This is a genomic window from Nostoc sp. ChiQUE01b (assembly GCF_034531255.1).
Taxonomy (GTDB): domain Bacteria; phylum Cyanobacteriota; class Cyanobacteriia; order Cyanobacteriales; family Nostocaceae; genus Nostoc.
Window position 1 is genome coordinate 1 of the sequence record NZ_JAVRBM010000129.1, and the last position, 16,829, is coordinate 16,829.

A 16,829-nucleotide genomic window follows, 5' to 3' on the forward strand; every position below is an offset into this window, starting at 1 on the left:
CATTGTCGCAGTTTTTGATCCCATTTTTTCAGATTTTGTGAGAAATCCGCGTTAAGGAACTAAACAACAGTTTTGACCGCAGGGCCGATCATTTACTCCGTTCAATTCGGCTTTGCGGTGGTTGTGTTCCATTACATCGTTTGCAACTCCAATTCTCTGCCAAGGTTATTCAAACACTACTGGATAAAGAACTGGTGCAAGTACAAAACACTGGACGCGGCTTTTTGTTGGAGATTGCTGAAAAGCTTTAGGTTGTTGACCTTATTGAAATTAACGAGAGAAACATGATTGACTACGTTAACGCTCTGAAAACAAGTTGGTATATCTCCCCGCCTTGGGGCAAAACAATTCCAACAGTTGAGGTCAATTTATTAGAAAGAGTTTACCTAAAAACTACCAGAACATTCGGCTATTGCTCTGGTGTGCAATGGAAACATGAATGCTGGCTTTATACAGTCATCTGTGGTGATGAAATCTTCCACGCTACAGAATATCAGATCATTGGGACTGGGCAATTACAAACCCTTAGCGTGCCAAAACCTGCTTTTGTTTTAGGGCAGAAAGTAATCCTGTCTTCTTATGGTGATGGCACGAAACAACGACTAATTCTAGGGGTTGTACTTGTGGATAAGTTTTGGTTTTACCTTGTCGAATTAATATCTCCAGCATTAATTAAAACACTGACAATACTTAATCGCTTTTCGTTGGTTGGTGAAAAAAATTTGGTGCGCGTAAATGCCTAATTCTCTCTAATCAACAACGAAAAATTATCACCCAACTAAAGTTATGTCACAAATCGAAGTAGCTCAAATTATTGAACAGATAAAGCAAGAGATCACTGTTGACTCTAATGGACACGGTAAAGCCAGTATTCGGGCAACTGCAAGGCTGGCAGATGTACAAGATTCTTCGCTTCGTCGTGCGTTACTAAGTGCGGCACTGCAACCCTCTGCATTAGCCCAAAGCCTTATACAACAAGGTTTTAGCCCTGCGGCACTAGAAACCTGGAATGAAGGAATACCTGATATGGGTGTTGCTGCCGTTATTGAATATTACGCTTTTGATGCTGGGCGGTACTGCAAACAGCAAGCCAGACTTGTATGCAAAGCTTTTAACCGGATCGGTGTTCGCGCCTGGATGCAAGACATTATGGGCTGGACAAAACCCGCTACTCAACCACAAGAACAACCTTTTACACCAGCCCTCCCCCCAGTTGAACAACGATTGCATACTCTTGTCCTGGCAATGAAGACTTTGGCTGAGTTAACTGGTGGCAGACTCAACCCGTACATGGAACAGCAATTTAAAGACTATGCCGGGAATCTTCTGGCAGAACACAACAGAAAATTGCTAACCCCTTCAGAAGAACGCTGGTTGGGGGTTGTGAACTTTGCAGAGAGCGAACTCGGAAAGAAAGTCCCCCTGAGCGGCGCTCACTATCGCGGACACTTGGGCACATGGGTGAGAACATTCTACCCACACTTGGGCGATCGCCAAGAAACGCGATTGGTTAATGGCGTTCAACAGCCCATTTATGTCTACGCTTGTCACGAGCCGGCTGTTGCAGCTGGGTTGACCAAAGCTATAGAAGAGTTCTTTGCTCATCCCAGCCCTGGAGCAGCGCTAAGGCAGGCGGGGGCTTTCTCAAAGAAAGCTGTAGTTACTGCTTGATTGGTCATCGGTCATTGGTCATCGGTCATCGGTCATCGGTCATTGGTCATCGGTTATTGGTCAAGCACAGCGATCACCAAATCATCAAAAATTATTTTCTTACAAATTACAAGATGGTTAAACGGATATGAAAGCCATAGTCACAGTAGTTGAGAAAATCTCATCTGAAGCTCATATTGATATTTCTGAAGGTTTAGCAGAACTAGGCATTAGACAGCACGTTGTAGACAATTACAACAGTGGCGAAATGCTTCCTTTACTGAATATTTTCCACGTTGATTTTGAATCTATCAGCGTTCACATTGGTAAAAAACCCCAAATCACTTGGCAACCTGGAAAATCTTGGAGTTCAAAGCGTCCCTATTACTTTTGCAAACTTGGAAGATTTACTTTGACTCTGTTAACTGATACAGAGCAAAACTTAACTCGTACAGAAGTTTACTTTGGGCATCACAAGCAACTTATTTATACGTCAGAAAAAGAGATATCCAAAGAATTGGCAACAGTCGAACTCCAAAATTTCTTAAGTGGATTAGCTGTTGAACTTCAGACTTTAAGCCACATTGAATTTCCAGAACAAGTTTGAAAATAACAGGAGTTAAACATGAGACTAACAGCATTAGAAGGTCAATACCAGTGCATCGTGATTGACCCTCCCTGGTTCTATCGGCTGAGAAATCAGGATAAAACTCACCGAAACCGCATTAACTATAAACCGATGCACATAGGAGAAATACTGTTATTGCCTGTTCCAAACTTAAGCCATCCTACAGGGTCAGTCCTTTGGCTTTGGTACACAAATAATCACATGGTAGAAGCGGCTCAATGCTTGCAAACATGGGGATTTGAACTCAAGACTATTTTGACTTGGGAAAAAGTCACCAAAGACAGCACTAAAACACATCTAGGTGTTGGTCATTGGTTGCGGAATTCGACTGAACATTGCGCTTTGGGTGTTCGTGGGAATGTGAAAGCTTTTGCTGGACGGACACTTACAAACCAGTCAAGCATTTTACACTCACCCCGCCGTGAGCATTCCCGTAAGCCCGAAAATTTCTATCAACTCGTAGACAAACTGTGTCCAGACATAACAAAGCTGGAGATGTTCGCACGTTCGTCTAGAGTTGGCTGGGATTGTTGGGGTGATGAGGCTCTGAAGTTTGATCAGCCTGTTGAAGAACGTGATGGAGATACTTCGTTAAGTGCTTAATTAGAGCTAATTTAAGCACTTAAAGTGTACTGAACCTAGAAAACTAAATATTAAATTCTTCAATGCTAATTTTCTGGCAGATTGTCAGTTGTAGAGGACTGGTATATTTGACGCAATTCATCGACTGTAGTTGCTGTTTTTATCCCATTTCTCACTGCTCTTAATAGTTCAACGTCTTCCAACGATGAAATTTCTGGCACTAGGTTTAATGCTTCAGGGCCAAACTTGAGTTCCAAGCCTAATTTTATTGCTTCTACCAATTCTTCCATTCGGGCAATTCGCTCAAATGATGTCACGTACTGCATACGTTGTTCTGCCTCTAATTGTTCTACTTCCCGTTGAAATTCTCGCTCTAAATCTAATGGTAGCGTCAACATCCAGTCAATAAAAGCCAAAAGGTTAACAACAGCCTCGCGTTCAAACCCTTGCTCATACAACCGACGCACTAAATTCAGTTTTGATTGTTTCCTTTGCGACCTATTACTGCGGGTTTGCACTGCTGCCAAGTGAGCCATTACCACCGTAGCAAAGGGGTTACGACTGGCTTCTAGCTCCGACAACCTTTGTTTATAGTCTAGCAGCTTGATTACAGGAAACTGAAAATCAACCGTACAACCAAACAAATCGTACCCAAACTGCGATGGTCGCCAGTTGATGTTGTCATCCCCCAGTATCGCGCATGATGCAACAGAGCGATCGTAACGGTCAAAAATTCGATAGTTGTAGACAAACATCCGTTTAGGAAAATCGGTTTCCTCTTGACTTTGGATTTCTATATGAATCAACAGCCAAGATTCTTCGCCCCCAATGCGATAGATTTTCACCAATTTATCAATTAGTCGTTTTCCTAATTCAGCATCACGAACTACTTGCTGTAACTCTTGGTCTAGAAACTCAAAACCTCTACTCCAATCAATTTGAGCATGGGCTTGAGGAAAAAAGAATTGCATGAAGTCTTCAAAATACAACTGCAACATCTGCTTCCACGGGGAATCATATTCCGTTTGAGGTGTTTTATTAGTCATACTCAACTGTTCAATTTCAAGTTAATGAGAGAAAAGTAATCATGCCAACAAATATAGAATGGGCAGACTTAACAGATAATATCATCCGTGCCAAGCGAGGCGGTTGGTGGTGTCAAAAAATATCTGATGGGTGTAAAAATTGCTATAGCGAAAAGCTAAATCAAAATTCTTTTTTTGGTGGGAATAAGCAACCCTACTCTGGGCAACCACCAGAGCTAGTGTTAGATACAGAAGCTATTCGGAAATGGAGGTTCCAAAGGAAACCTAAAAAGCATTTCGTTTCTTCAATGACTGATGTTTTTGGTGAATGGATTCCACGTTCTTGGCAACATGAAATGTTAGATGGAATGTTCGTAGCGCCAAAGCAGATATTCCAAATCCTCACTAAGCGCCCAGAAGTTATGTTGTCATCTATAAATGAATGGCTCTCTAATCATGGGCTAAAGGAATTACCTTCTAATATTTGGGTTGGAACTTCTATAGAAAACCGTCACACTCTTGAAGAACGTAGTCAATTCCTTGCCCAAATTCCAGCTAATGTTAGGTTTTGGTCAGTGGAGCCATTACTAAAACATTTGGGCGATATTAGCCAATATTTGAATGATGTCCAGTGGCTTATTATCGGTGGTGAATCAGGGCCAGACTCTAGACCATGCCATATCGAATGGCTCGAATCAATTGTCCAACAGTGTCACGCAGCTAAAACACCTGTGTTTGTGAAGCAGTTGGGGGCGAATGCAATATTTGGGGGACAGCGATTCAAAACCCGTGACAAGAAGGGAGGAGACATTGAAGAGTTTCCACAAGAATTACAGATTAGAGAATTTCCTTTTTCTATACATGAGTAAAAGCAAATCCCCCACACTGTTTTTCACAGGTGGGGGAAGAAAAAGTTTTTTGTAGGGTTCTAACGATGAGTTTAACAAAAAAAATAAACATTGCTGGAGGGTTTAAAAGATGACTACCGACAGCTTTAGCGACAACAGAAGAAAACGCCATATTTATATGGATAGTAAGCTTGACGATTTGCCATTAACAATGGAGGCATATCGTGTTTACTGTCATTTGTGCCGTCGAGCCGGTTGTGATAACAATGCTTTCCCTTCCTACAAATCCATTGGTGAGTTCTGCTTTCGGGGGTCATTTCCAAATTCACCAACTGACACTTTACGGCGAAAAGCGATCGCAGCAGTAAATGAACTTATCTGTTGGAATTTGATCACAAAAACCAGCAGAGAGAATAACGGGCTACAAACATCAAATCATTACAGTCTTACGGACATGGAGGACTGGTTCCCTAATCCATTAAAACCGTCTTCCTTAATTAGAGGAAAGAAAGATTTAAGTGGTGTTGGGGGGACACTAGGGGTAGTGCTGGGGGGACACCCCGGTAGTGCTGGGGGAACACCCCCGATAGTGTTGGGGGAACACCCCGGTAGTGTTGGGGGAACACCCAAAGATTATCCAATTAAAGATTATCCAATTGAAGTCTATCCACTCAAGGACGCGCCCCTGGCTTCGCCACCCGCGCCCCCCACCCAAGAGTGTGTGTGTGAAAAAGAAGAACTTGATTTAACAACCAGAGAAATTGAACTTGAAGAACCAACTCCAGAAAAACCAAGTTTAGAAGAATCAACCCCACAAAGACCAACCCCACAATTACCCACTTCGTTGTCAAAAAATTTCGAGTCTTCGCAACAAACCGATAATCCCTCAAGAGGATCAACTATTGCGGGGGGGTCGTTCGAGAAACGCGAACAAGCGAATAAGCCGCAACTAACCTGTCCCTACAAGACAGCCCGAAACGTAAAAGAACTGATTGATGCTTGGCTAACAGACCCGACTGCTATGAGTGATGATTCTCTACCACTGCTTGTCAGAGAAACAATCAAGTGGAATCGCTGGGTTTTACCTTGGCGCAATGGAGAGCGAAAGCTGAATAACTTGTACCAGAACTTCAACCCGATAGTCGTGGACTTCTTGGCACAAGAACTAGCCACGAAGTCTAAACGCTCGGCACAACAAGAAATTACTCATGCTGTTGCAGTCATGAACACCTGGGAGAAAACCAAAGGGGGATGGACGAACCTGATGCAGCGCTATAACCAGGCTCATAGTGCCGAAATTCAACGCCTTGCTCAACAGAAAGCCATACAAACGGCTCATGCTGCCCCTAATGAGTTGAGGGCAGTACTACCCGAAATCAGACAGGCGCGGAGATTTACAAAAGTAGCATAATAGCAGGAGAACAAGAATGTTTTCATCAGATTTTGCTCCAGATAACATAGTTTCAATGCCTAACCGCTTACCGCCCCAGGCGATAGAAGCTGAAGAAGTAGTACTCGGTGGCATTTTGTTTGACCCAGAAGCGATCGCTCGTGTAATTAAGATTTTGCAACCAGAGGATTTTTACGTTGGTTCTCATAAGGATATTTACCAAGCCGCAGTCAGATTGCACCAGTCTCAGCAACCAACGGATTTATTGTTTGTTACCAGTTGGCTGGAATCTCATGGTTTATTGCATAATGTTGGCGGGAGAAATAAACTTGCGTCCTTGCTTAACTCTTGCGTGTCAGCAGTTAACGTCGATGCCTTGGCAGAATTGATTCGAGAAAAAGCGCAATTGAGAGCGGTAATCCAAACAGCTTTACAAATGGCACGGGAAGCAATGGATGCTCCTTTGACCGAAATCACTGCCACTTCGGTCATCGAAATGGGACAACAAAAACTTTTAGAGTTGCGCCAATTAACTACGCCTTGTCAGATGAAGCTAATGGCTGACATCATCCCTGACGTTTATGCCGAAATTGAGTTGGCAAATAACGGTGAAGATGCAATTGAGGTGAATGTCCCCACTGGATTCTATGATTTGGATGGAGTAATTGGCGGGATGCCCTTTGGTTCTTTGACTGTTGTTGGAGGTCGCGGCGGCATCGGTAAGTCCACCTGGGCATTAGATATTGGGATTCGGGCTGCTGCTAGCGGCTTAACAACCGCTTATTTCGCTTTAGAGATGTCTGCCTCACAAATGGTCAAAAAGACCCTCTCAAGGCTGGCAACGCCTCATGTTCCTGCTGACTTGCTTTTTAAACGCAATGCACTCCGGGAATCTCACTGGAATCCTTTGGCTCAAGCTTGTGCTGACGCGATGGCGCTACCATTTTGGTTGAATGACAACCCCGTAATCACCACATCACAAATCAAGGGTGATTTGCAAGATATACAAGCTCGTTGCGGTTCAGTCAGTTTGGTGATTGTGGACTATGTACAGTTGATTGAACCAATGCGCCGTGAACGTGGCGAAAATCGTGTACAGGAAATCGACTCAATCTTGAAACAACTCAGGGCGATCGCGAAACAGTTCAATTGCGCTGTCTTGGGTTTAGCCCAGTTAAAAAGAGAGGTTGATTCACGTTCCGAAAAGCGTCCGACAAAAGCTGATTTTCGAGAATCGGGAGGCTTTGAACAAGAAGCTGCTGTCATGTTGGGTTTGTATCGTGAAGATTACTACGATAAACAGACCACACAGAAAGGCATTTTTGAAGTTTCAGTTTTGAAAAGTCGGTTTAGTAGTGAGACGACTGTTAACCTTTTATTTGATGAACGATTTGGACAGTTTAAGAATTTGGCTAAGTCTCAATATTAAATACAACAGGAGTTCACCTGAGCATTGTAAGTGTTCATGAAAGTAGCACTTTAGTGATGGAATCAACCCAAAGATATAACAATTAAAAAAGTACTGTTGGTTTAGTCTAAATCCAAAAGGGGGAGAAGATTATAATGAAAATGATTTTCCTGACCATTGACAAAGTAAACAAAATCATTGAGATTGCTAAGAACTAAATCTTCATTGAAATAAGGATGAAAGAAATTGAGTTACGATAATACTGCCAAGTATTTAGCTGAATTGTATCCAGCTGAGTTTGCCAAGTGGTTGCTACCAGATAAAACTACAGAAGTTACAGTACTTAAAACTGAACTTTCAATAGATCCAATCCGCGCAGATTATGTCACATTTTTGCAAACAAGTAGCCGGATTTTGCACATTGAGTTTCAGACTCTCCCCAAATCTAATCCGCCAATTCCTTTGCGGGTATTAGACTATTACGTGAGATTGAAACGGCAATATAACACACCAATAACCCAAGTCGTGATCTTCTTGCAACAAAGTAGTGACCCTATTGCATTTACGGAAGAATACACGGATGAGTTCACAAGTCACCGTTATCAAGTTATACGGTTATGGGAACAAGATTCAGCTTTTTTTCTGAATAATCCAGCGCTATTGCCTCTTGCCCCTTTAACTCGAACTGATTCACCTGCCGCTTTATTATCCCAAGTAGCTCAAAATATCGCTAAAATTCCAGATAGGGATGAAAGGCAGAATATTGCTGGATGTACAGAGATATTTGCAGGTTTAAGGTTTGAAAAAGATTTAATTCACCAATTTTTACGAGAGGATATTATGCAGGAATCTGTTATTTATCAGGATATTTTGCAGAAAGGAAAGCAACAAGAAGCATTTCAGTTTTTAACTCGTCTGTTAAATCGCCGTTTTGGAGAAGTTAATTCTCTACTAATCGAGCGAATTCGAGTTTTACCTATTGAAGAATTAGAGACATTAGGCGAAGCCCTTTTAGATTTCTCATCAGTTAACGACTTAGTGAATTGGTTAGACCAATTAGGATAAAGCAAAAATTAGAGAGGGAGTCGGATTAAAATATCCACTCCTTATTTCTAATGTCTCTTCATACAAACATAAGACTTAAAAACCTATCCGTCATTTTATCACTATCATAATACCCCAACTAATAAATAGTTGCGTTCAAATGAATTGCTGCTGACGGATTAGAACAGGAATTTTACAATCGTTTTCTACGCAAGGCAGCCAACTGAGAATGGTTGAAATTTACCAACAACTTTTACAACAATGGGCGGCTCTCGCCCCTGATGAATGCGCTATTACTGACCGGGATTATAGATTCAAGATTAAGATACTACCCAAAGTCGAAAAGTGTTCTTTCGACAACCCTTGGCGCTCTGTTACTTCAGAAAACCTTACTTGGCGACTTCATGTAGCTGAAGATGTAATTCTCAGACAGTTGAATTTTGTTCTCCTGACAGTTTTGCATCGCTGTTCTGACCGTCAGTCCAATATTAATTTCACTTTCACAGAACTTGGAGCTATCGCCACAATCTGCAACGGACTGCGTTCAAAGCCACATCCACATCCAGCGATCGCGGCATTAGACGCATACATTCAATTACTGGAGTTTTAAAACACCGTGAAAGCACTTTCAGTCCGTCAGCCTTGGGTATGGGCAATTATTTATGCTCTCAAAGATATTGAAAACCGTGGCTGGCCCATTCATTATCGCGGCGACATTCTGATTCACGCTGCAAAAACCTGCACCAAAAAAGCCTACTTTGAGGCGAAAGAATTTTGTCAAGGTATGGGTGTACTAAGCCCAGAATTAAAAAGTCTCCGTCGCGGCCAAGTTATTGGTATTGTCACAATAGTTGATTGCCGATTCTCACAAGTTGCATCTGGTTGGGGAATATCTGAGCAGTACCACTGGCAGTTAGAGAATCCGCGAGAGATTACACCAATTCCTTACATTGGGCGGTTGGGGATTTTTGAAGTACCCGATGATTTGGTCATGGAGGTGGCTGCATGACTAAAACAGTCCCCATGATTCGCACACTACAACACCTTGGGGCAACCAGGGAAGATATTACCACCTTTATCAAAAAAGCGAAATCCAAAAAGCCATCACCAAAAATTTCAGATGTCTGCAAAAATTTTGATAGCACAAAATTAAAACCAGTTCTTCCAGATGATGCACCGATCGCCATAGTACTTTTTGCTGGTGGCGGCGGGATTGAAGCTGGGATGGTTCAGGCCGGGATTCGCCCAGTCATTGCAGTGGAATTCGACCCCACAAAACCAGACTTGAGCAGGGCGATCGCTCTCAATCATCACCACAACTTCAGCGAGTATGGCTGCAAAGTAATTCAACAGACTGTGCAAGAAGTAGCACGGTTAGGATTTCTAGGTTTTCCCCGCCACCCCGACTATCTCCACGCCTCCCCGGTGTGCGCTAACTTCAGCCAAGCTCACACAGCCAAAGCGGGTATTGCGCTTGAAACGGCTGATGATCTGAGTGCAGCGATCGCAGTTGCAGAAGCCATCCGACAGTTGCAGCCACGGGTATTCACTCTCGAAAATGTCCCACGCTATCAGAACAGTCAGAGTTTTAGTATCATCCTGGATGCTTTGGAGCAAGAGGGATACTCGGTCAATTACAGCGTGGTCAACATGGCTGACTTTGGGTTGCCCCAGGCGCGGCGGCGGCTGGTTCTGGTTGCAAATAGGGGTTTGAGCGTTGCAATACCTTCGGGAGCTAAATCTTGTGGTTGGTACGAGGCGATAGTCCATCTCATCCCCACAATGCCTGATTCACAGCTTCTACCTAAACAGCAACAAGCTTTAGAGAAATTTTTAACCGGGAATGCGCCAACACCACTGTTGATTGAACGGGTTGGAGGACGCAAGTTACCCAAGTACAAGCCAGGGTCGCACCCCGCTAATACCATTCTGCGATCCCACTTCACAGATCACAAAGGCTGCAACCGTAGTAAGTTCGCTGATATCTGGTTGCCGGATGGTACGGTCAAATCCTTGTCTATTGAGGGGGCTGCAATTTTACAAGGGTTTCCCGGTTGGTACGAATTCCCAAAAGAGACTGCTACGGCGGGGTCAATCATCGGCTACTCTGTACCACCCAGTTTTGCCGCGCAGTTATTTACTCACATACAGAAAAATGAGTTATCTCAAAAAGATTAAGGGTAAATAATTCGGATTAACTACCAACAGTTTTGAAATCATTTTAGTTAAAATGCCCTAATTAAAGTGCCTAGAGTTGGCCTATCTAAAACTGAAGAAGCTAAATTCCCTGGGATATTTCCATCAATTATCCAGCAGTCAATCCCTAAACTAGAAATAGTCAAAAACTCCTCAACTTTCTTAGCCATCCCGCCAGTAACATCTACTGATTTGCTCTTGCCCAAGAAAGGTTTAATCCGAGAATAGTTAGCTTGAGTAATATTGGAAACTACTTGCCCCTCTTGGTCATATACACCTGCATAATTCCCAACATTTATTAGTCGAATTTTAAACTTACCTTGAAGATAAAAGTATTTCGCTAGTTCTGCAAGCATTGCATCTGTCGAGAGGACAGTACCACCAATAGCTTTATCTAGAACGACATCACCAAAAATTAAAGGAATCAAACCTGCTTGTAGACTACTTTCTATTACACTAAAGTCACTCTTCAGCAGTTTCTTATTATGAGTGATTATCATAGTAATAGGTGGCAAACTTACCACTGGTAAACCTGCCTGTAAAAAAGTTTTAGCTAGTAGAAAATTTAAATCTAAAGCATCTTGGTGAACTAAGCAGAACCCTAGTTTTTCTCCCTCACCTGAAAAACCGTTAATTGTATTATATTTATTCGCTGATTGGTGGGCAAAAGAACCAGCACCGTTACCAATAATAAGTTTCAGATTAGGATTTTCACGTTTGATTAGGCTCACTTGCTCAACCAGTTCTGTTATAACTTCTCTTCGAGCAGTATAAGGTTTATCCTTGTCAGTAATTAAGGAACCTCCTAGCTTCACTAATACTAATTCCATAATCAAAGCTTTTGAGTATATTTACTGAGAAATATGCCAAATCTATTTACGGATATTTTCGTAATCATTTATCTTTTCTGTCAAGATTGTTGTGCTGAACTAGTTGAGACTAAAAAGCTGCAATTGGTAGCTTCGAGGATTTATCAGAGATGAACGGTTGATTTATGCAACGCTAACTCCCTATTTTAGTTTTCATCTAGCAATGCCTTGCCTTTCCAACCGTGACTGCGCTTGGATTTTCCGGCTCTTGTGCTGGTTTGAGGGCTGACTTTGGTTTATCGGGAGTTGTGGGGGTGAGTCTTTTGCGCTTGGAGGTTGGTTGGTTCATGCAACCACCTCCAGACTGTAGGTGGTTGCTCCCGTATTGAGTTGTGTCATGATAGGGGAAGAGTTTTCTAATGTATCCCCAGTCTCACGAGAACGTTGGGGTTTTTCATCTACTTCTTATATATTTGCATTTCTTCTTAAATGGGTAAACACAAGAAAAAGCAAAAGAATGTCCCACCGTGGTTGGCGCACGAGAATCTGTTTATCCCTAAAACTGGCCAGCAAATAACTACAGATGCAGGCTGGGAAAAAATATCATTTGATGATGCTGCTAAATTTTTTAGCACCCAAACCATTCAAGATTGGTACGAATCTTTCATTGAAGGGTTTGATGATATCTCTGATTTACTATTGGCACAGGGTGTAGATATCGATTTAGAAGATGAAGCTGCTGTAGATAAATTTTTGGATAACTACAAGCCTCAACATATCAATGTAGTTATAGCTAAAGCTGTCTATAATATTCATTCTTGGGCCAGAGTTCTACTAATTTCCACTCCTGAAGATGAAGAATACTATTTTCACAACCATGAGATTGAGGCAATTCGTTTAGGCATTGGGTTGCGAAGGTATCTAAACTTAGACATTCCAGTAATTAATGATTGTCAAGATGCTGTGAGATATCTGCAAGGTAAATACCCGAACATCGCTTGGCAACCTAGACATTGTGTTTCGGTTGCTCATCGCCTGAAAATTGCTCAAGCCACCAAGGTCTACAACGAACAAACCTGGGATGAAGAGTGGAACGAAGTTCTGGATGAAGAATTAATTGTATCCGCTCAGTAAATCGAGGTAGAAACAAAAAATCAGAATTTAAATTGGGCGATCGCTTACGTTAGGCGCACTTTGACAAAAATACTCTACCGAGTTACTCACATCAATAGAGTATATAAATTTACTATAATCATCTTTTCCAAATTCAGCTTATACTTTGATAACTATTTATACCTCTGTGTAAGTACTGTAAATCTTGCCTACAGTAATCATCCCGGAAGAGACAAACTTCCGACAAAATGTTTCTGATTCGTTAATAACTTTCTGTATTCTAGGATATCCGTTCTTTGTGGACAGCCGAATGATTCCTACAGATATGCAACGACTCATCAAAAAAAGTTCTAACCCAGTTCGCAAGAAAACAGAAGTAATCCCACCATCGACTGAATCCATTGAGATGCCTGAAAGTCAAAATATTCCTGAACCAGTGATTGAACCAAATCCACCTGTGTACATTGAAGACTACGTTTCCGAATCCGAATACATTTCTGAACACTATCGCCCCCTACGCTCTGTTGGCAACTCTGGGTGGCAACCGTCTGACGTGTGGCGAGAGTTGAGGGTTGATGATTTCTGCGGGTAAGTTAAGCTCTGACTTAATAAAAATTAATATATTCTGCTAAATTACCTTCAAAAAAGCCATACAACCCTTACTAGATAAGAGAAATAAACATTATTTACTAGTTATTTATGGGTTTAGAACTGATTCGGGCTTTTGAGTTTTATTTTCGAGCCTAGTTTTGATATCTAACTAATAATTTGGCATAACAGATACTGAAGAACCAAAACTATTAAACCTTAATGCTCCTAGAAAGTTTTCAAGAGGCATTAAGGTAAGGTTTCGTTAAATTATAGAGTTAAATATAGTGCTTAAATGAAAGTCTACATCCAGAGTAGTTAGTCAATTTCACCTTTGGGTAAAGAGCAAATGAATATTAGATGCAATTGTATGAAGACAAGGTTTAGTAAATTCAATTGGCAATACTTGCTGATTATACGCCTCTTGCTTGGCTCACTTTGATTGCGCTTTGCTTAACAATATTTACAAAAAATACAAGATACTTTCAAATGTTCTAAAGTTCATATAAATGATTTATCAGTGAAGTTTTGGGCTACAAGTAAATACTCTGGAGAGGGATGTGCTAAAAATAGTTTTACGGCAAGTATGCTGTGGTTAACATCTATATATTTATTAAGTATTGCACAAGGCATTTAAAGTCTAGATAATTCATTAAATTTGGTTAATATAGCAAGTCATGAACAAAAAATGGGCTGCCAAACGAATCACAATAAATCTTGCATCTGCTGAAAACGAAAAACTTGAAAAATATTGTGCAAACACAGGTAGACCTGCAACTGATGTGATTCGGGAGTTAATTCGCTCTCTCTCCATAACCGAGTTGTCAGCGTCTGAACAGACCACACCTACGCTAAAATATGATGTTCCCATTCTGAAATAATGGCAATTGAATTACTTGGGTTTGTTTGACGTTATCAAGGTTAGATAAAGAAATGCCCAGTAACCTGATACTACGGTTTTCCAGATCAATCGACTCAAACAGCGCTTTGGCTATCTCAAAAATCGTAGAGAGTTCACTGATGGGAGCAAGCATTGTCTTACTGCGGGTTAGCTGCTGATAGTCAGAGAACTTAACTTTCAGGGTTAACGTGCGACCTCGCGTTTCGTGCTGCTCTAACCGTTGCTCAACGATTTGGGCAATCTGTTCGAGTTCCTGTAACATCTCGTTCACATCGCTTAGATCATTTGCAAAGGAGTTTTCTGCACCAATCGATTTACGAACCCGATTCGCTTCAACTGGGCGGTCATCTTCTGCTCTGGCAATCTTATAGTAATAATGACCGGCTTTACCAAAGTGGTGTGTTAACTCCAAGAGCGATCGCATTTTCAAATCTGCGCCAGTATGAATGCCGAGTGAGTGCATCTTCGCCGCCGTCACCTCTCCAATGCCGTGGAACTTCTCAATCGGCAGCTGTTCTACAAAGGCGATCGCTTGTTCTGGCAAAATCACTGTTAGTCCATTCGGCTTGTTCTGCCCTGATGCCATTTTTGCCAGAAACTTGTTAATTGACACACCTGTGGTTGCCGTCAACTGGGTTTCCTGGAAAATTGCAGTTTTGATGTGTCTTGCGATAGTAGAAGCGTAGGGGATGTTTTGCCTATTCTCAGTAACATCAAGGTATGCCTCATCTAGCGCAACTCCTTCCACTAAATCACTGTAGCGTTTGAATATGGTGTGGATTGAAGTGGAAATATCTCGGTAGACATCGAATCTCGGTCTGACAAAGATAAGTGCGGGACATTTAGCGATCGCAGTTACTGACGGCATCGCGGAATGAATGCCAAACTTATGAGCTTCATAACTGGCGGCTGCAACTACGCCTCGCTGATTCGGGTTGCCACCGACGACTAACGGTTTGCCTCGGTAGCTAGGGTTGTCCCTCTGCTCTACCGATGCGTAGAAGGCATCCATATCTACGTGAACTATTTTCCTGGTTCTAGCGACAGATTCTTGTCCCAAGGGTAGCTCCACTACAAGCAGTCTCACTTTTCACACCACTTTCAAGCAAATAAAATCCTAAATTAGAAATCCTATAGTACACTAGCACTAGTTTGAGCCAAATTTTGCAGATATGCAAATTATTTAAAGCTTGCTTGAACTTTCTACTATCAGCCCCGATTGGTTTTTCTGTTAATGAGTAAGTGTAACAATGTGGCTCAAATTTGGTATAGCTCCAGATGGACAATTAGTCTGTGTTGAAGATGTTGGTAGTGGTAAAACTAAGCTTAAATGTCCTTACTGTTATGGTGAGCTAACTGCTAAGAAAGACAAAGTAAAACAACATCATTTTGCACATTTTTCAGCGACTTGCCTGCCTGTAGCTAATCGTGATTTCCCGATTTTACCACTGTATGATAATTTTAATATTTACCTATCGCGTAAAGATTTAGCACAGTTAAAATTGCTAGGGAAAGAATACGGCTCAATCAATTATCTTATCAGCCCTGGTTTAGTCAATCCAAACCTTCTCAAAGCTGGAATGTTCAAAAAAAATGTGTATTTAACCCCTCCAGCTTATGAATTTACTAGTTTAGGGAAAATTCCTGTTGGGGCGCTAGAATTTAGTTTATTCAACGAAGTGCAAGAACCTCTATTGCTCAAAAAACTATTGAGACTAGAGCTAGCAGCCAAACACGCCTTATACAAAAATGCAGCAGATAAGTTATATCGATTAACTGACTTAACACTTTATCGCGCTCAACTTCAACGCATTTTATCCTGCTCTTTATATTTTTTAGAGATCCAAACTAACATTGGCACCTTGTACAAGATAGGAGTTACTACTAGACCTATCCAACAGCGATTGACAGAAATAAAAGCAGATTTACTGCCCCAGTATAAAACTGTTGCTATTCAAATACTTGGAACTTGGCCACACAGGGGTAATGTAGAACTATATTTTAAACACCGCTATCATAATTACAATTATCGCATTGGTAGTTTAACTGAGTACTTCAAATTTGGTGCTACCGATGCTAACGCTGCCCTACATGAGCTACAACAAATGAAAGAAAAAGTACTCTCTCCTGGAGAGATAGACATTCTTAAGGACAACATTAGTTTATCTCAAGTTGCTATTTAGCCTATACTCATGCTCTGCAACAGCCAGGTTCCATATTTCTATGCGATCGCCAAAGCAACACTAATTGCTACTTATTAGAATTTTTGTGCTTTGTCGGGTCAACTAACCGATATGACTGGTCAGATTCACTTGTTGGAGGAAACGGATTTCCAGCAGTTGATGTTACCTCTAGCCCTGTGCCTTTCCCATTAAAATTGATTACTTCGTACTGTCCACTGGTGGGAGTGCGTTCGCCTGGACTATGCAATGAAGATTGAGCCTCCAATGTTTGATCATCTGACTGGCTTAACTGTGTAGTGCCAGCAGTATAAATTAGAGAAAACTGCCTCGTAATTTCAAAACCTGGAAGATAACCACCGTGGAACGGTATTTCTAATAGTTGACTGAGCGCCCCTTTAATTTCTGAGATTGGTTTAACGCGGATTTCTCACAAAATCTGAAAAAATGGGATCAAAAACTGCGAC

At 41.6% G+C, this 16,829-nt stretch carries 20 protein-coding genes; 15 read left to right on the plus strand and 5 right to left on the minus strand.

The genetic code is table 11. From position 1 onward, the window contains the following. Positions 1-284: 284 nt before the first annotated feature. From RMY63_RS39000 to RMY63_RS39015, 4 genes are all read left to right on the plus strand, one after another. Positions 285-743 carry a DUF1392 domain-containing protein gene (locus RMY63_RS39000; protein WP_322733797.1) on the plus strand — a complete coding sequence of 153 codons (459 nt, stop codon included), beginning with the start codon at positions 285-287 and terminating at the stop codon, positions 741-743. A 43-nt stretch (positions 744-786) separates the two neighbouring features. Further along, on the plus strand, positions 787-1,671 hold the full coding sequence (locus tag RMY63_RS39005) for a hypothetical protein (protein WP_322733798.1): 885 nt from the start codon (positions 787-789) through the stop codon (positions 1,669-1,671). A 127-nt stretch (positions 1,672-1,798) separates the two neighbouring features. After that, positions 1,799-2,257, plus strand: coding sequence for a hypothetical protein (locus tag RMY63_RS39010; protein ID WP_322733799.1), 459 nt, complete (start codon positions 1,799-1,801; stop codon positions 2,255-2,257). An 18-nt stretch (positions 2,258-2,275) separates the two neighbouring features. Beyond that, positions 2,276-2,881 carry an MT-A70 family methyltransferase gene (locus RMY63_RS39015; RefSeq protein WP_322733800.1) on the plus strand — a complete coding sequence of 202 codons (606 nt, stop codon included), beginning with the start codon at positions 2,276-2,278 and terminating at the stop codon, positions 2,879-2,881. Positions 2,882-2,946: 65 nt separating this feature from the next. Here RMY63_RS39015 and RMY63_RS39020 read toward each other — a convergent pair whose 3' ends face one another. Then, positions 2,947-3,906 (minus strand): cytosolic protein, encoded by a 960-nt coding sequence (locus RMY63_RS39020; protein WP_322733801.1) that lies wholly within the window; start codon positions 3,904-3,906, stop codon positions 2,947-2,949. A 41-nt stretch (positions 3,907-3,947) separates the two neighbouring features. On the opposite strand from RMY63_RS39020, the gene RMY63_RS39025 reads away from it, so the two are divergent. The 7 genes from RMY63_RS39025 to RMY63_RS39055 all read left to right on the plus strand — a co-directional run bounded on the left by RMY63_RS39025 (position 3,948) and on the right by RMY63_RS39055 (position 10,753). Continuing rightward, a complete protein-coding gene (locus tag RMY63_RS39025) occupies positions 3,948-4,754 on the plus strand; it encodes a DUF5131 family protein (protein WP_322733802.1) in 807 nt (268 codons plus the stop codon). 109 nt (positions 4,755-4,863) lie between these two features. Beyond that, entirely contained in the window at positions 4,864-6,144 is a 1,281-nt protein-coding gene (locus RMY63_RS39030; protein ID WP_322733803.1) for a hypothetical protein, read from the plus strand. A gap of 16 nt (positions 6,145-6,160) precedes the next feature. Next, positions 6,161-7,552: a replicative DNA helicase gene (locus RMY63_RS39035; protein WP_322733804.1), complete on the plus strand. Its 1,392-nt coding sequence runs from the start codon at positions 6,161-6,163 to the stop codon at positions 7,550-7,552. A 225-nt stretch (positions 7,553-7,777) separates the two neighbouring features. Beyond that, positions 7,778-8,596, plus strand: coding sequence for an Rpn family recombination-promoting nuclease/putative transposase (locus tag RMY63_RS39040; protein ID WP_322733805.1), 819 nt, complete (start codon positions 7,778-7,780; stop codon positions 8,594-8,596). Positions 8,597-8,804: 208 nt separating this feature from the next. Further along, on the plus strand, positions 8,805-9,185 hold the full coding sequence (locus tag RMY63_RS39045) for a hypothetical protein (protein WP_322733806.1): 381 nt from the start codon (positions 8,805-8,807) through the stop codon (positions 9,183-9,185). Positions 9,186-9,191: 6 nt separating this feature from the next. Continuing rightward, a complete protein-coding gene (locus RMY63_RS39050) occupies positions 9,192-9,584 on the plus strand; it encodes an ASCH domain-containing protein (protein ID WP_322733807.1) in 393 nt (130 codons plus the stop codon). Next, complete coding sequence (locus tag RMY63_RS39055) at positions 9,581-10,753, plus strand: DNA cytosine methyltransferase (RefSeq protein ID WP_322733808.1); 1,173 nt, start codon at positions 9,581-9,583, stop codon at positions 10,751-10,753. The genes RMY63_RS39050 and RMY63_RS39055 overlap by 4 nt, the downstream gene beginning before the upstream one ends. A 47-nt stretch (positions 10,754-10,800) precedes the next feature. Here RMY63_RS39055 and RMY63_RS39060 read toward each other — a convergent pair whose 3' ends face one another. Together RMY63_RS39060 and RMY63_RS39065 are read right to left on the minus strand one after the other, a co-directional pair. Further along, positions 10,801-11,601, minus strand: a complete 801-nt coding sequence (locus tag RMY63_RS39060) for an isopentenyl phosphate kinase (RefSeq protein ID WP_322733809.1) — start codon at positions 11,599-11,601, stop codon at positions 10,801-10,803. Between the two features lie 196 nt (positions 11,602-11,797). Further along, the gene (locus tag RMY63_RS39065; RefSeq protein WP_322698124.1) at positions 11,798-11,929 is read right to left on the minus strand and encodes a hypothetical protein; all 132 of its coding nucleotides are present in this window, start codon (positions 11,927-11,929) and stop codon (positions 11,798-11,800) included. A gap of 140 nt (positions 11,930-12,069) precedes the next feature. Between RMY63_RS39065 and RMY63_RS39070 the strand changes: the two genes are divergently transcribed. From RMY63_RS39070 to RMY63_RS39080, 3 genes are all read left to right on the plus strand, one after another. Next, entirely contained in the window at positions 12,070-12,714 is a 645-nt protein-coding gene (locus tag RMY63_RS39070; protein ID WP_322733810.1) for a hypothetical protein, read from the plus strand. Between the two features lie 184 nt (positions 12,715-12,898). Next, a complete protein-coding gene (locus RMY63_RS39075) occupies positions 12,899-13,285 on the plus strand; it encodes a hypothetical protein (protein WP_322733811.1) in 387 nt (128 codons plus the stop codon). 673 nt (positions 13,286-13,958) lie between these two features. After that, positions 13,959-14,162, plus strand: coding sequence for a CopG family transcriptional regulator (locus RMY63_RS39080; RefSeq protein WP_292753606.1), 204 nt, complete (start codon positions 13,959-13,961; stop codon positions 14,160-14,162). On the opposite strand, the gene dinB is transcribed toward RMY63_RS39080, so the two are convergent. Further along, positions 14,133-15,269, minus strand: coding sequence for a DNA polymerase IV (gene dinB, locus RMY63_RS39085; RefSeq protein WP_322733812.1), 1,137 nt, complete (start codon positions 15,267-15,269; stop codon positions 14,133-14,135). The genes RMY63_RS39080 and dinB overlap by 30 nt on opposite strands. 163 nt (positions 15,270-15,432) lie before the next feature. Here dinB and RMY63_RS39090 point away from each other — a divergent pair, with 163 nt between their 5' ends. Beyond that, on the plus strand, positions 15,433-16,365 hold the full coding sequence (locus tag RMY63_RS39090; RefSeq protein ID WP_322733813.1) for a GIY-YIG nuclease family protein: 933 nt from the start codon (positions 15,433-15,435) through the stop codon (positions 16,363-16,365). A gap of 67 nt (positions 16,366-16,432) precedes the next feature. On the opposite strand, the gene RMY63_RS39095 is transcribed toward RMY63_RS39090, so the two are convergent. Then, the gene (locus RMY63_RS39095; protein WP_322733814.1) at positions 16,433-16,630 is read right to left on the minus strand and encodes a hypothetical protein; all 198 of its coding nucleotides are present in this window, start codon (positions 16,628-16,630) and stop codon (positions 16,433-16,435) included. Between the last annotated feature and the right edge of the window lie 199 nt (positions 16,631-16,829).